We start from the raw sequence: 14,355 nt of genomic DNA, 5'->3' as shown, positions 1-14,355 counted from the left end.
GAAAATAGAAAGAGAGAACCTTGTTCGGCATCCCTCTTTCTCTTGTAAGCGTTCGATTATTTATTCGTTTTAAGGAAATCGTTATGTCGCTTAACCATGGAAGACAACGTCGCTGCCGCATCCTGATTGCCCAGGAAAAATTTCTCGTACTCTTCTCTGCGAAGATCCATCACCTGCTGAGGGACGCTTCGGGAATAGGTCGGAGTCTGATCCTCGAAGAGCACGTACTTGAGAGAGGCAATATCATATGTGCTGTCATTGCCGGCAAGCAGCATCTTAAGCGCATCATCCGCCTTCGCCTCCTTAGAGGCCGGAATCCGTCCCCCTGCGGCCAGCGGCATCAATCCGCCGTCGGCATACCATTTCAAGAACTTCCAGGCTTCGGCCTGATGCTTCGACTTCGCGTTGATGGAGACAAAGTCACCGAGTCCGCCTCTGGTTACATACTCATTTTGGCCGCTAGCCAAACGGGGAACCGGGGCGAAAGCAATTTTGAACGAACGCGGATTATCCTTCAGGTTGTTCGAGCTGCGGAAGATCCACGATCCGGCATTCAGCATCGAAGCCTCCCCCTTCAGGAACATCGTTTCCACCGGCATCTTCGTCGTTAATTGTTCGCCGAGCTTCGGCGTGCTCTTCTCGTTCATCATCGTATTCAACAGCTTGAGCCAATCCCCGACCAGCGGATGATCCAGATTGGAGCCCCCGCCTTGCTTCGTATAACCCTGCTTCACCAGTACCGAATCCATTGGATCCGGGTACACCTCCAAATGCTGTACAAGTCCGAATCGACTATCCGTCTTGAGCTTGGTCGCGTACTCCTTCATTTCATTCCACGTCCAAGAGGTCGGAATCTTAAGTCCCGCCTGATCCAGCAAATCTTTATTAAACCAGACAAAGAAAGGGCTTCTCACGGTAGGGATACCGTAATACTTTCCGCCTACTTGCCAATCCTTTGCCGCAGCGCCCATTTTGGCCTCGATGTCGTACTCGCTGGCATAACGGCTCAGATCCTGGGCAACTCCTGAATCCACTCTTTTCTTCAAGGCTGTTCCCGAGTAGGAAACGAATAAATCGACATCCTGTCCGGTCAGTAGCGCCGTATCGAGCTTGAGGTTACCGGAATCGTCGTTGACATATCTTTCATACGATACCTGGATGTCAGGATTCGCTGCATTCCACGCATCCACAACCGCCTGGGGGCCGGACTCCGGCGGTACGCCACCCCACATCTTAAGCTTAACGGTTTCTTTCGAAGACGGCTTGGCGGAGCCTGATTGCGTCGAATTCGTCGAAGCGGCGTTACATGCCGGAAGAACCAGCATAAGTGCCATGGCAAGCAAACCTGCGGATTTTGTCTTTTTCACCTTTATGACCTCCCGAGAATAAATGCCGTACCTTTACTTTATCATTCCGTCTGCCTGTGATCGAATCCCTTTTTGGGGCATCCCTCCTTTCAAGCTGGAAGCAGTGCCATCGACCATGCCGCATCACTCGAAATATCGGGCCAAATTGCGTCCCATTTCAATCATGCCGTGGTTACCCGGATGCAGTAAATCGTGCGACATGCCATAAAATCCGGTTCCGAAAAGCTCGCGGCCGTCGACATAATGAACATGCTCGGATTGAAGCCTCCGCACGATCGTCTGCAGCGCCTCTCTATATGCCCCAGGTGTTGAGGCCGGATGCTTATCCGGCCACCGGAAGCCCTGATCCATGAACAAGGGAATCAGCCCGATGCAAAGGAGCGGCTTATTCGGCTGGCCGGCTGCAATCCGCCGGACCATCGCCTCCGCCTTCCCTTCAAACTCCTCCACGGATACGCCCTGGTTCAGCATATTGACCGAAATGCACAAGGAGGCGAAGTCCCAATCGTTTCGTTCGGCGATATAGTCCGCAATCGCGGGCTCGCAATAAGCATTGCCTGCGACTCCCAGATTGATCGCATCGGCCTTTAAGCGCCAAGCCGCCTGCGACACATACGTCAACTCCGCGCTTGTCGCCGACACCCCTTGTGTAATGGAGGTGCCATAGGCCAAGTATCGGCGTGCGGGAAGCTCCTTCGGCGCGGGCGGACGAAGGCTTGCCCCTTGAATATCCAGAAGATGCACCTCCCCTCCCTGCAGCATAATGCGCCACACCCTCGGCGAGAACGCATATTGGAGCTTCTGACCTGCCTCCGTGCCCAGGAAATAAGGCGATGGCAATTCCAGATGAAGTGTGACCGCCTGCTGCGTGATTACATGCTGGCTGACGAAATAATCGCCGATATATACGGTGGCGATACTGTCGCCGTTATAGCTCGCGAGCTGCACCACTACGGGCTCCAAATCGCTGACGAATCGAATTTCGCAGCCTGCCGCTCTGCGGTATATCGCCTGGGCCGGCTCCCGAAGGCCATGCAGCACGCGATCCGGAATTCGTTGAAGCAGTCTACCGGGCCGCCCCTCTATAACGGGGAGTTCCTCCACGTTGTGCAGTTCAACGTTATTCATGTGAATCATCGCCTGTGCCTCCTCATCCCTTCACCGCCGAATTGGAAATGCCTTGAATAATAAAGCGTTGGCCGAGCAAGAACACGAGGATCATCGGTACGATCCCGGCTGTAGCGGCCGCCATCATACCGTTGTAATCGATCGTATTTTCCAATATAAAATTTTGAAGTCCCAGCGGAACGGTATACAAATCCCGGTCGATCAGAAAGACCAGCGCATTCTCATAATCGTTCCAATGCCAGGAGAAATCGATGATGGCTAAGGTTGCCAATGCCGGCTTGGCCAAGGGCAAAATGAGCCGGAAGAAGATGCGGAGGTGACCGGCGCCATCGATAAAGGCGGACTCTGAAATTTCAATCGGAATCGAGAGCATGAACTGCCGCATCATGAATACTCCGAATACCGTAAACATTCCGGGCAAAATCAGTGCCCAATGCGTGTTGTAAATTCCCGCCCATTCGAACATCATAAATTTCGGTACGAACAGCACCTGCGGGGGAATCATCATCATGGATAAGTAGATGACAAACAGCGCCTCGCGTCCCTTGAACTCCATCCTGGCAAAGCCGTACGCCGCGAAGGCCGACAGGAAGGTCGCCCCGGCCGTTCCAAGGATCGCTACCTTGAGGGAATTCAAATAGTAAGTAAAGAAGGTATCGCTCCCCATCCAAACCTTCACATGGTGCGCCCATGACAGCTCCGCCGGTATCCAGCGGATCGGATACTCGAACACCTCCGCCGGACTCTTAAAGGAGGTGCTGATCATCCACAGAAACGGAACGACCATCAACACTCCGAGAAACAGCATGACGCACGTGGCGAGCAGCTTGGTGAGCATGGGGCGATGCGCGAGCCTTTCACTTACAAAGGCCTGCGGAAGCCGGCGCATCTCAGCTTGTGGTTTTATCATAACCTATTCCTCCTACCTGACTGCTTAATAGTGAACCCATCGTTTCTGCCCCCACCATTGAAAGAGCGTGATCAGCAGAATCACCAGAAACAACGCCCAGGAAATGGTTGAGGCATAGCCCATCTCGTAATAACGGAAGGCATTCTGGTATACGAAGAGCGAGAGCACCGTCGTGCTGTTTCCCGGACCGCCCTGCGTTATCGCCTGAATAATACCGAACGTCTTAACCGACATAATCAAGCCGGTAATCAGCAGCAGGAATGTCGTCGGACTAACGAGCGGCCATACGATGCTCCTAACGATCTGCCAAGGCTTCGCCCCGTCCATCTTGGCCGCTTCCAGCTGCTCGGTAGAGATTTCCTGCAGTGCAGCCAAGTAAATGATCATGTTGTACCCGAGCATGAACCAGATCCAGATGATATCGATGGCATACATGGAGGTTTCCGTAGAGGAAAGCCAGCCCGGCGGATTCGCGATGCCGATCTCCCGCAGGAAACCGTTAATCGGGCCCAGCTTGGCATGGAACAAGAGCATCCAGACGAATGCAACGGCTACGCCGCTCGTAATGTAAGGCATAAAGTACAAGGCCCGAAGGAGCTTGACGAGATACACGGACCGGTTCAACACAACCGCTACGAGAAAAGCCAGCCCGATCGAGACGGGGACGGACAGCAGGAAGATCGCCGTGTTTTTCATCGACAAATAAAATAGCTCATCCTGCAGCAGCCGCTTTACGTTAGCCAAGCCGACAAACTCGAATTTCGGGTTCATAAACTGATAATTCGTAAACATGAGAAAAAAGGACGTTATCGCCGGTACAATATAGAACAAAAGGACGCCGATCATATTGGGTCCAATAAATAGGTAGCCCATCATTTGCTGACGTTTCATCCAGTTGCCTTTCACTTGCTTCACCCCATTCGCTTATTGACCCCATTGTAGCAAGGAACGATGCTGGGCATAATGAACAAAACCTTTTGTTTTATGATACAAAACCTCACAATTTAGGCAGGTCAGGCTTCGTAGATTTGTTCTATTCGTTCTAGCGCGCAAAACAAAAACCGCCCGGCTGCCCGGACGGTCGTTTCAGGTATTACTCGGAGCTTTCGCTCCTACGGTATTGGTTTGGCGTAGAGCCGGTCATGCGCTTGAATATTTTAATAAAGTAGTTATCGTTAAAAAATCCGACCTTGATGCCGATTTCACTGACCGTCATATCGGTATGCAGCAAATACTCAATGGCCTTCTTGACGCGCAGCTCATGCAAATAATGGATGATCGTTTTGCCCGTCTTCTTCTTGAACAAGGTACTCACGTAGTTTTCCCCCATCATGACCTGCTGCGACAACTGCTTCACGGTGATTTCCTCTTGATAATGCTCTTCAATATATTGAATGATCTTATTCACTTCGGGATGTTTGATCTTGTCCTTCGCCGAAGCAGCTTCAGACTCCTTGACTGTCGGTGCTGTTTTCTCCAGCTCCAAGCGAATCTTCTGCAGCGTATCCCGCAAATCCTTGACACTCATCGATAATTTTAAAATATAATTGGACGCTCCGTACTCCATTGCCTGCCGCACGTATTCGAAATCCCCCAAGCAGGTCAGCATCACGAAACGGCTTTGGATGCCTGCTCTGCGCGTTTCCTTCAACAACTCGATGCCATCCATCTTGGGCATAACGATGTCGGACAATACCAGATCCGGAGGCTCCGCCGTAATCAGCTCCAACGCCTTGGCGCCGTCCCCCGCCTCGCCCACCACCGTAAATCCCATCTCCTCCCAGCGGATAAGCTCCTTCACTGACTCCCGAACGAACACCTCATCCTCCACCAGCAGTACTTTCCACATCCCGGTTTGCCTCCGTTTGAATAGAATTCGAAGTCTCCACAGCATAAGGTATGGATAACAAGTAAGGAATCACCATCCGAATCAGCGTCCCTTGCTCCAGTTCGACGATGTCGAGTGAGCCCTGCTCTTTAAACAGGAGCTTTAATCGTTCGCGGATATTCGTAAGTCCGATGCTAGGTCTTTTCCGTTTGCTCTGAAGCTCACGAGCCTTTTGAAATCCGATGCCGTTATCCTCCACTTCGATCTGCAGCATGCTCCGCTCCGCTTCCCTCACCCGGATCGTCACACGTTGATCGCCTGTAGCTTCAAGAAAGGCATGCTGAATGGCATTCTCTACGAGCGGCTGCAGACTGAATTTTGGAACAAGCGCATAGTCAAGCCTCGTATCATATTCATAGCGAATATCAAAGCGGTCCTTATATCGGGTTTGTTGGATAAAAACGAATGCCTGCGTCAGCATAATTTCTTCTTTAAGATGAATCAGGTCGACGTCGGTGTTTAAGCTCATTTCAAGCAGCCTGCCTAAGGACACGCACATATCGGCGATATCCTCACAGTCACGGCGCAAGGCGATCCACTTCATCGTGTTCATCGTATTCAGCAGAAAATGCGGGTTCATTTGCGCCAGCAGCATCTGAAAGCGGACGGCATCCTTCTGCCTTTCCTCCGCCCACAGCCTTTGAATCAATTCATCCATATCGACCAGCATCGTATTGAACGTACGGGTTAATTCGAGAATTTCTCCTTTGTATTTTTGCTCGGGAATACGAACCTTCAGATTACTATGCGCGGCCTGCCGCATCTTGATCTGCAGCTGCGAGAGCGGCCGGGTGATCGTATGCGCAATCAGGAATGCGACGAGAATGAAGGCACCCGCCAAAAGAAAAAACATGCTGAAATATTGACGTTTCAGCACCTCGATCTCGTTAAATAAAATGGGCAGCGGGATGCGGTTTACGATATACCAATCCAAGGATTCGATATAGCTGTAGTTGAGCAGCGCGTCGGAAGCTGCATCCACCGTATAGCCCTCGGCTTCCGGGTCCGATGCGATTTGCTTAATCGCCTTGGCCGTTACGGCTTGCGCCTGCGGATTCGATTGGGTCACCACCTCCCCGCTGCGCGTTACGATGAAGTAGTCCTGTCCAAGATCCGACGCGGGCTTTAGAAAGGTTTGAAACCAATAAGCATAATCAATGCTGATCCGTGCGATACCGTAAACGGCATTATTATGGTCTCGCAGCAACGCGTAAACGGATAATAAGTAAGGGGTCTTCGAGAGATCCCTAGACACATTGTTCTCGTCACTCGGCACCCAGACAATCGGTGTTTTACTCATGCGGATTTCACGGAACCTGGGGCTTGCCATGATCTCCTCATAGTTGAGGGAACGCCTCGAAGGATAGGAGGTATACACATTGCCGTGAAAATCTAGAACCGTGAAATATACATTAGAATTGTACAAGAAGAAGCTGTTATTCAGATTCAAAAATTTTTCTTCTATTAAGGCTTTGTTCTCCAGCGGATTGAATCTTGCCGGGTTGTCAAGAATCGACTTCACGAGAGAGTCCTGCTCCAGGAAGATGAGCGTCTTAAAAGCGATGCTTATTTGGTCTTGGACAGTTCGGTGCATCCTTTCCAGCTGATCGCGACTTTGTTTGCTGATTTTTTTCTGAACAATAGACTCAATTTTTTGGAAATTATAGATATTCAAGGCGCTAAACGGCAAAAGTAGTAACAGCAGACACGCTATAAACAAACGATATTTTAATGTATCGGGCCATAATCTGTTTAATTTTCTCAGCACGTGACCGCCCCCCTCACCTCAAAGATATTATAGCACGTCGTTAAAGATGGAAAGGGGTTTGGCATGAAATCCGTTGTTCTGTTCTATTTAGGCCTATTTCCCGAAATGTGAAACAAAGAAATGTTCTATTTCCATACATCAACAAAAACAGGGTGGAAAACATTTTCCCCCCTGAAATATATATTGTCTTTAGAAAATCCTTGCGTGCTGGGGTCCAACCACTCATAGGCGGCCTGAATCTTTGAAAAGCACATTTCTGCAAAAATGCAGCTTTTTCCATGATTGCTATCAATTTCAATAAAAATTCTGCGTTTATACAACTTTCCAAAACCATTGGCCTCGTCTTCAGCCGTTGTGATCTCTCAAAGATGCCTATTCTCACAAATCTCGTTCCAAACCTCCACTTAAGGTCGAGGATTTCTGCACTTTCGCAGCTTTGCATCCCTTGTTTAAAAGTGCTTATATTTTGCTGACAAGCTCCTTGTTTTGAAGCAAAGCCACAAGGTACGCCAAAGTTAATCCTTGCCCCCATCCCTGAACTCTCTTCCTGGATATCGCCTTGTAGTCTTCCGCAGAGTACATTACCGCCGTGCCTGCCGATACGTTCCGAACGGAACCGTCTTCGTCTATGTTGGCCAGGATGCCTTCATAGGCTTTGGCAATGGCATTTTGGTGCAACGGATGTCCATTGATGACCAAAGCTGCGGAAATGCCCGCGGAGGCTGATGTTTCGGTATACGAGGTTTCATCGGTCAATACCGTCCGCCAAAGTCCATCCGGAGTCTGCAGTCTTACCAAAGCGCTCAATTGATCCCGAAGCGCATCGCCGAGCTTCATCCACATCGGCATGAAGGGGTTCAGCATTTTGTACGCCTGTGCCATCGTATAAGCAGCCCATGCATTCGCTCTGCCCCAGTAAATAGCGGACAAATGGTCTTGTCTGACATTGTCCCAAGCATGATAGAACAGGTTCGTCTTCATGTCCTGCAGGTATTCCTCGTGCCAGTAAAATTGATTCAAGGCATCGTCAATATAGTCCTTGTTGTCCAGCTTAAAGCCCAGTCGAAGCAGGAAGTAAGCCGCCATAAACAGCGTATCCGCCCAGGCCTGCTCCGGAAAATCGTTTTTGGAGGACACCGTATGCTGGAATACGCCTTCTCCGAACCGGATGGCATCCTTACGAAGATACTCGGCCTTTAACAGCGCCAAATCAAGATATTTAGAGTCGCCTGTGGCTTCATGCAGAGTCAGCATCGTATGCCCCATGGCACACGCATTAACCATCATAGGCGGCAGGCCCAGCTCCAAGTATTCGTCCACCCATTGGACCAGAAAATCAATATATTCTTGGTTGCCGGTGACTTCCCACGCTTTGGATATTCCGTAATAGGCAACTCCGCAGGACCAGTTCCAGGTAAAATCCATATTCATCGTTCTGCGGACAACACGGTCAATAAGCTCTTTCACTTCATCTTCATTGCATTCAAATTTACGCATTTCACCCATCTCCTTTTGACAAAGCTCTACCCCTACAGCCATTTCGCTTTATCGAGAAGACTATCATAAAATGCGAATTATTTCCCCGCTTATATGGACAATCATTCCCCAAACCCCGCATATATTGATATAATGAATATATGAATCATTCTTTAATTAAAGGAGCCCTTCATGACGATTGCATCGCTGCCCGGCATGCTGCGCTTCGGGTCGAGGAATGATCCGCTTTGGATCGAATTCGACCGCAGAATCGGGCACTATTCCATGAACACCAGCCACTACCATATAGAGTATGAAGTGTTTTACCTGTTACGCGGGGAAAGAAATTATTTTATCAAGGATTCCGTATATCATATTCGGCCAGGCGACATGATGCTGGTAGACTCCTATGCCCTGCATAGAACCTCCGAGATCAGCGAGCCCAATCATGAGCGTATCGTCTTTCATTTTAACCCGTCCTTTTTCAATGGTTACCCACAGGAGGATAAAGAGCTGCTGCTTGCTCCCTTCTCCGGGGGCCACCCGTTTGTCAGGCTGAATATGCAGGAACAAATGCAGTTGGAAGCCCTGCTTGGCTCTCTCTTGAGTGAGCTTAACGAACGTCCCCCGGGTTATCCGCTGCACATCCGAAACATGGCTAACGAAGTACTATTGTTCGCGGCGAGACACATTCTGAAGCGCAGGGCCCAGCCTGATGTAGAGCTTACGCCCGTCCAGCGAAAGGTTACGGATATCGTTCGCCACATTAATCTGCACTTTAGAGAGCCTCTGCACCTGGACCTCCTGACCAAGCAATTTTTTATCAGCAAAGGTCACTTATGCCGTGTATTCAAGGAGGTCACCGGCTTTGGCTTCACCGAGTACGTGAATATTACCCGAATCAAGGAAGCCGAGCGTCTTCTGCGGGAAACGGATTGGAGCGTCACGCAGGTGTCGGAGCACTGCGGCTTTGAAAACTTCTCCCACTTCGGCAAGGTGTTCAAAAAGCTGTCGGGTCTCTCCCCTCGTGCCTATAGGAAGCTTGAACGCTCCGGCTCCGGCGGATGAAGCCGTTCTAAAGCAACAAAAGGAGGAAGCCCTCTGCGTCGCAAGGGCTTCCTCCTTTCTCCATGGAGCGTAATCATGGCTGTGTAGTAATAGCTGCCTCAAAAACAAGAATGCGTAAAGGAGCATCCGTGTGATTTTCCAATCCATGGCTCCAGCCCGGTTTATTTAGCAGCACATCACCGCGTTCTACCTCCCGCACTTCCCCGTTAACCGACATCCGCCCGCGGCCTTCTATGATGACATAAATCTCCTCATCTTGCCCGTGTGTGTGGTAGCCGATGGACGCCTGCGGCGGAATTTCGGTATAGTAGAAAAACTTCAATGCAGTATCAAAATCGCTGCTATCATACAATCTCACACTTTTCACCAGACCATTGCCTCTGTGACTCTTCTCCATCATATACTCGGCATGCAGGTAGTTACGAACGATCACCACGGATCCCCTCCTAGTTAGTTAATGCTCTTTAAGCCCAGCCTCCAGGTTACGGAACTGTAAGAGGAGAGCGCATCCGCAGCTCCGGCTTTTTCCTTCATCTCGAATAAGAGGTCCCCACGTTCATCCACCGTAACCTCCGCATACTGCCAAATATGCTTGCCCCGTTCATAATCAAACGACACGCCGTCGTCATCAAATAACATTCCGCGGCCCGGTACACTGCCGAAATGAAGCCATTCCAACGGAGTACGCTCCGTACTGTTCGGTGCATGCTGTCTGACAGGCATCATGGGAATGACAGCTCCCTCGCGAACGAAGATCGGAATCAGCTCGAGCGGAGCTTGAATATGCACAACCTGTTCACCCTCGTAGCGTACTCCTGTTTCGAAGCCGTACCACACACCCGGAGGCAGCAAAACGTCCCGCCCCCGCTCACCTGAAAACATCGGGGCCACGAGCAGGTCATCTCCGATAAGGAATTGATCGTCCCATTCCTTGATCCTTTGTTTTCCGTAGGCGGCGTCCGTCGTATTGAGCACCTCTCCATGATCAACGCTGGTTTTCGATGCGGCTTTACGGTATTGATCGGCGCTTTCAAAGGCCAGCGGCATGGCGCGAAACGGAGGAAGACCTTCGAAGCAGTATCGCGCGAATGCCGTATAGAAATAAGGCAGCAGCCGCATGCGAAGCTCGATATAGTGCCGAATGATAGGCTCCACCTCCGGGAAAGACCAGGGCTTGGTACCGTCTCCCCACGCGTTCAGCATGGCCATAGGCGAGAAGCATACGGATTGCATGCGACGCACCCATTCCTCACTGTTATCCGCCTTACGCACCTCCGGAGTCCAGAGAATACCGCTGAAGGAAGCGTTGCTCAGTGCACGAATGAACTGTTTATGGTCATACAAGTCTGAGTAGAGCACATAAGGCAGAGTGGATGCCGCCGCGTTAGAGGCTCGAACCAGACCGTAGGTTCTACGGTTATGCTTCCGATACAGGTCGGAAGTCATTTTCTGAAATAGAAGACCGTACATCTGCCTCATCTGCTCCCCATCGGCGCCGGAAGGGAAGCTGGCGTGGGCCGGAAACATCCACGAATGATTCGTAAGCTCGCTCCCATCGCATTCGTCAAGCTTATATCCCGATACACCGATACTGGCATGCTGCTCTATATGCTGATTCATGTACAGCTCCTGCGCAGCCTTCAAGGTATAATCGGGAGCCAAACCGCCCCACACCGTGTGACTTCCCGATAGCGGTTTCATCGCCTCAAAAATAGAGGCATCCGGGGAGATGTATGGATGCTCCCAAAGGTTAATTCGAAAGCCCAGCTGCTCCATGCTGCGCACAAATCCGGAAGGGTTGGGAAAACGCTCCTCCGACCATTCATAAGTGACAGGATAGCTTCTGCTGTGCCAGCCCGGCTCTAAACCAATGACGTCACAGGGAATACCGCGCTCGCGGAACTCTCTCGCTTCCGCTAAGGTCATCTTGTCATTGTACAGCTTCGGTACCCTGTGCCAAAAGCCAAGCCCCCATCGGGGCGGTAAGGTTCCTCCGCCACAGAACAGATTGTATCTTTTCACCACATCGACTAGCGTCGGTCCGCTAAATAAATAGACCGTGGCCCCTTCCTCGGGAAGACGTACCTCCATACGGCTGGACAGCGGAGTGGCCCTCCAGGCCTTATCCGTATTCCGATCCCGCGCCGCCTCCGGGCCGTTATCATCGATATGCACGGTTGAGCCGCAGTATACGGTCGTCACTCGTGAAGTATCGATCAGAACACCATAACCGCAGTCCGATACAAAGAACGGCACCGGCGCGTGTGTTTCTCCCGTATCCTGCTTAGGATCGCTATTAACACGAAGGAATCTGGTCCTTCCACGCTGGTTCATTCGGGCAAACTGCAGTCCCATCCCGTAAATGGCTTCCTGCTCCGTCAGCGGAAAGGATAAGATCGGCATGGCGCCTACGTAATCCGATCGTATCTCTTCCATAGAGAAAGGCAGAGGCACATCCCCTAACTGGTGCAATGCTTCATACTTAGGCTCCCGGTTCATCCAGCTAACGGGTGAAAGCGCGGATGGTTCTCCTATCGTTCCCCGCCATACTCCGGAAGCGTACTGCTGCCAAATAAGTGCTGCCATTGTATTTCCTCACCCCATCTTCCCTTGTTGGATTATGTCGTTCAAGTCCTTAGCGGCAATTCAATGTCCGTCCACTGCCTCTTTTTGCTGGCCAGCTTGGCATAATGAACAAGAGCTTGCGTATGCAAGTAGTCCCTTCCGCTCGATTCCGCCTCCCTCTCCTCTCGTAGGGACGAGAGGAACTCAGACAACGTATCGCTTGCTGCAAAAGCACTATGATCGCTGAAGGTTTCGGCATGTCCCCCTCGGTATAAGGAGATCTCTTGATCCGTAAGTTCCAGCGCGCCATCACTGCCCTCAATACGCAGCTGTCCACACCATGGAGTTTGTCTGCTCCGAGAGGCTATCGTTCCGGAATACGTAGCACGAATGCCCCCCTCGAGTTCAATCCATGCCTCAGCATTGAGATCGGCTCCGGGCTCTCCCCATCCGTTTAACGGCGCATACAGCTGAGCGGCAATTCGTTTCCCCTCGGCTCCGGTCAAGTACCGGATCATATCGAAGTGGTGCACGCCGATATCGTCCAATAAGCTGACCGTGTAATTGCGATGCACCTGATGGTAACGATGAAACCGGATATCAATAGATGCAACCTGCCCTATCAAGCCTTCATCTATCAATCGCTTTAGCCTTCGAATATAAGGGAAACGGCGATAATTCTCAGCGATCATAAAGGGGATCCCCTCCCGCATCGCTCGCTTTACAATGTCCACGGACTCTTCGTAATCAAAAGAGATCGGCTTCTCGCAAAGCACCGGCAGCTTCCGATCGAAGGCTGCATGGTTGACCGATGTATGAGCCATGGGCGAGGTCACGTTCACTAGGAAGTCCGCCGCTTCTTTCTCAAGCGCCTCCTCCAGCGAGGTGTAAAAGGGGTACGGGTCGTTACCCATCTTCGGCTTCAGGGAAGAATTGGTTTCCACAACAGCGGCTAACAGCCCCTGGTTCTTCAGCCTTGTATACCAGCTAAACCCGGCGGACCCAAGTCCAACCAATATGGCTTTCATAAGACTGCTCCTCTCTGGATCCGGATGTTATAACCATAAGATCGGCTGGCGAATAGCGATGTTTCTTCGTATTTCCTTATCCTCCGGGTCACGCTCCAGAGATTCAAAGAGGGATATATATTCCTCCTTACCAAGTCCCAAGCCGGCAAATAATAAGCCGGAAATTCTTGCCGGCCAGCCCTCGTCATGCTCAATGTCCGGTGGGTAGGGCCAACTTTCCTTGTCGGCAAGATAGGGGAAGAGATAAGCAAAGCCTCTACGTATACCTCGTCCGTCCGGAAGCTCGTAGTTCCACAAATTGTCGGACGGGGTGGATAGGATATGGCATAACGTTGCCATGTTGTCTAACGCAAAGATGGAGTAGCCGTAGGGCTTGGTACGAGCAAGCTCTCGGGGAAAGCTTCCGTCATGCTCCATTTGGCCGGGCAGCAGGATACGTTTATACCTGTCGCGGCAATACGCCAGCATCTCCTCGTTACCGGTGAAGCCGGCAAACACGCTTGCTTGTACATGCCAGCAGATGCTGTGGTTATTGTCCGTATTGCTTTCTTCCACGCCGTAAGGATGGGTTGTCATCCAGCATAAATAATCGGCAAACCAGCGTTGTAAGCCGGAAAGAATCTCATCCGCGAGGGGAGCCGAACCCCGCAGCATGAGAACCGCCTGCGGGATATCAATCAAATGCAGCGTATCAATGATCCCGATGCCTCTCCCGGGGCAAATGCCGGGAATGGCCTGAGCGTAGAGCAAATGCGGATTCATTCGTGTATCCTCATCGAGGAAAAATTCCTTGAGCCATTGTACCGCCCGCTCAGCATATTTCATCTCTTTGGTTACTGCGTATGCGGCGGCCAAATGTGCCGTGTTCGTTCGCATGTCCCGAAGGATCAGCCGATGGGCGCTAAAATTGTTCGGGTTCGACTCCCCGTCCCGCTTAACGTAGGGCAGCCCGTCCGTAGTATCCGGATGGGGCCACCAGTAATCGCCGTTCGAATAATAATCATGCGGTCCGCCTTCACTCTTATCTGCCTGTTCATCGGTAATGTGCCTTATTTCCGAACGGAGGGCCTGTTCCGCCCTCCTTAAGATCCATGACCTATCCAGGTCGATAAGTCTCTTTCGAATGTCATGTGATCCATGACTTGAATGCATGCTGC

At 51.1% G+C, this 14,355-nt stretch carries 12 protein-coding genes; 1 reads left to right on the top strand and 11 read right to left on the bottom strand.

Annotated features, from left to right (window positions below):
• Nucleotides 1-56: 56 nt before the first annotated feature.
• From QMO62_RS01530 to QMO62_RS01500, 7 genes are all read right to left on the bottom strand, one after another.
• Entirely contained in the window at nucleotides 57-1,367 is a 1,311-nt protein-coding gene (locus tag QMO62_RS01530; protein ID WP_284638196.1) for an ABC transporter substrate-binding protein, read from the bottom strand.
• Between the two features lie 123 nt (nucleotides 1,368-1,490).
• Nucleotides 1,491-2,504, bottom strand: a complete 1,014-nt coding sequence (locus QMO62_RS01525) for a GDSL-type esterase/lipase family protein (RefSeq protein WP_284638195.1) — start codon at nucleotides 2,502-2,504, stop codon at nucleotides 1,491-1,493.
• Nucleotides 2,505-2,517: 13 nt separating this feature from the next.
• Nucleotides 2,518-3,333, bottom strand: coding sequence for a carbohydrate ABC transporter permease (locus tag QMO62_RS01520; RefSeq protein WP_284644826.1), 816 nt, complete (start codon nucleotides 3,331-3,333; stop codon nucleotides 2,518-2,520).
• A 96-nt stretch (nucleotides 3,334-3,429) separates the two neighbouring features.
• Nucleotides 3,430-4,311: a carbohydrate ABC transporter permease gene (locus QMO62_RS01515; RefSeq protein ID WP_284638193.1), complete on the bottom strand. Its 882-nt coding sequence runs from the start codon at nucleotides 4,309-4,311 to the stop codon at nucleotides 3,430-3,432.
• 187 nt (nucleotides 4,312-4,498) lie between these two features.
• On the bottom strand, nucleotides 4,499-5,254 hold the full coding sequence (locus QMO62_RS01510; RefSeq protein WP_284638191.1) for a response regulator transcription factor: 756 nt from the start codon (nucleotides 5,252-5,254) through the stop codon (nucleotides 4,499-4,501).
• Nucleotides 5,226-6,887, bottom strand: a complete 1,662-nt coding sequence (locus QMO62_RS01505; protein ID WP_284638189.1) for a sensor histidine kinase — start codon at nucleotides 6,885-6,887, stop codon at nucleotides 5,226-5,228. The genes QMO62_RS01510 and QMO62_RS01505 overlap by 29 nt, the downstream gene beginning before the upstream one ends.
• A 633-nt stretch (nucleotides 6,888-7,520) precedes the next feature.
• On the bottom strand, nucleotides 7,521-8,558 hold the full coding sequence (locus tag QMO62_RS01500; protein ID WP_284638188.1) for a glycoside hydrolase family 88/105 protein: 1,038 nt from the start codon (nucleotides 8,556-8,558) through the stop codon (nucleotides 7,521-7,523).
• A 171-nt stretch (nucleotides 8,559-8,729) separates the two neighbouring features.
• Between QMO62_RS01500 and QMO62_RS01495 the strand changes: the two genes are divergently transcribed.
• Entirely contained in the window at nucleotides 8,730-9,605 is an 876-nt protein-coding gene (locus tag QMO62_RS01495) for a helix-turn-helix transcriptional regulator (protein WP_284638186.1), read from the top strand.
• 73 nt (nucleotides 9,606-9,678) lie between these two features.
• On the opposite strand, the gene QMO62_RS01490 is transcribed toward QMO62_RS01495, so the two are convergent.
• Genes QMO62_RS01490 through QMO62_RS01475 form a run of 4 tightly spaced genes read right to left on the bottom strand, consistent with a single transcriptional unit; the run spans nucleotide 9,679 to nucleotide 14,350 of the window.
• Nucleotides 9,679-10,041 (bottom strand): cupin domain-containing protein, encoded by a 363-nt coding sequence (locus QMO62_RS01490; protein ID WP_284638184.1) that lies wholly within the window; start codon nucleotides 10,039-10,041, stop codon nucleotides 9,679-9,681.
• A 14-nt stretch (nucleotides 10,042-10,055) separates the two neighbouring features.
• Nucleotides 10,056-12,191 (bottom strand): TIM-barrel domain-containing protein, encoded by a 2,136-nt coding sequence (locus tag QMO62_RS01485; protein WP_284638182.1) that lies wholly within the window; start codon nucleotides 12,189-12,191, stop codon nucleotides 10,056-10,058.
• Between the two features lie 41 nt (nucleotides 12,192-12,232).
• Nucleotides 12,233-13,198 (bottom strand): Gfo/Idh/MocA family protein, encoded by a 966-nt coding sequence (locus QMO62_RS01480; RefSeq protein ID WP_284638180.1) that lies wholly within the window; start codon nucleotides 13,196-13,198, stop codon nucleotides 12,233-12,235.
• Nucleotides 13,199-13,225: 27 nt separating this feature from the next.
• Nucleotides 13,226-14,350 (bottom strand): alginate lyase family protein, encoded by a 1,125-nt coding sequence (locus QMO62_RS01475; RefSeq protein ID WP_284638178.1) that lies wholly within the window; start codon nucleotides 14,348-14,350, stop codon nucleotides 13,226-13,228.
• Between the last annotated feature and the right edge of the window lie 5 nt (nucleotides 14,351-14,355).

It is taken from the genome of Paenibacillus silviterrae (genome assembly GCF_030167925.1).
Taxonomy (GTDB): domain Bacteria; phylum Bacillota; class Bacilli; order Paenibacillales; family NBRC-103111; genus Paenibacillus_G; species Paenibacillus_G silviterrae.
The sequence above is the reverse complement of the archived record's forward strand: the minus strand, read 5'-3'. Positions and strand labels throughout refer to the sequence as shown.

Excerpts from the sequence above, each read along its gene's own strand:
- QMO62_RS01500 (WP_284638188.1), bottom strand. The coding sequence starts at position 8,558 with ATGCGTAAATTTGAATGCAATGAAGATGAAGTGAAAGAGCTTATTGAC.
- QMO62_RS01480 (WP_284638180.1), bottom strand. The coding sequence starts at position 13,198 with ATGAAAGCCATATTGGTTGGACTTGGGTCCGCCGGGTTTAGCTGGTAT.
- QMO62_RS01520 (WP_284644826.1), bottom strand. The coding sequence starts at position 3,333 with ATGCTCACCAAGCTGCTCGCCACGTGCGTCATGCTGTTTCTCGGAGTG.
- QMO62_RS01525 (WP_284638195.1), bottom strand. The coding sequence starts at position 2,504 with ATGATTCACATGAATAACGTTGAACTGCACAACGTGGAGGAACTCCCC.
- QMO62_RS01505 (WP_284638189.1), bottom strand. The coding sequence starts at position 6,887 with ATGCACCGAACTGTCCAAGACCAAATAAGCATCGCTTTTAAGACGCTC.
- QMO62_RS01495 (WP_284638186.1), top strand. The coding sequence starts at position 8,730 with ATGACGATTGCATCGCTGCCCGGCATGCTGCGCTTCGGGTCGAGGAAT.
- QMO62_RS01510 (WP_284638191.1), bottom strand. The coding sequence starts at position 5,254 with ATGTGGAAAGTACTGCTGGTGGAGGATGAGGTGTTCGTTCGGGAGTCA.
- QMO62_RS01475 (WP_284638178.1), bottom strand. The coding sequence starts at position 14,350 with ATGCATTCAAGTCATGGATCACATGACATTCGAAAGAGACTTATCGAC.
- QMO62_RS01485 (WP_284638182.1), bottom strand. The coding sequence starts at position 12,191 with ATGGCAGCACTTATTTGGCAGCAGTACGCTTCCGGAGTATGGCGGGGA.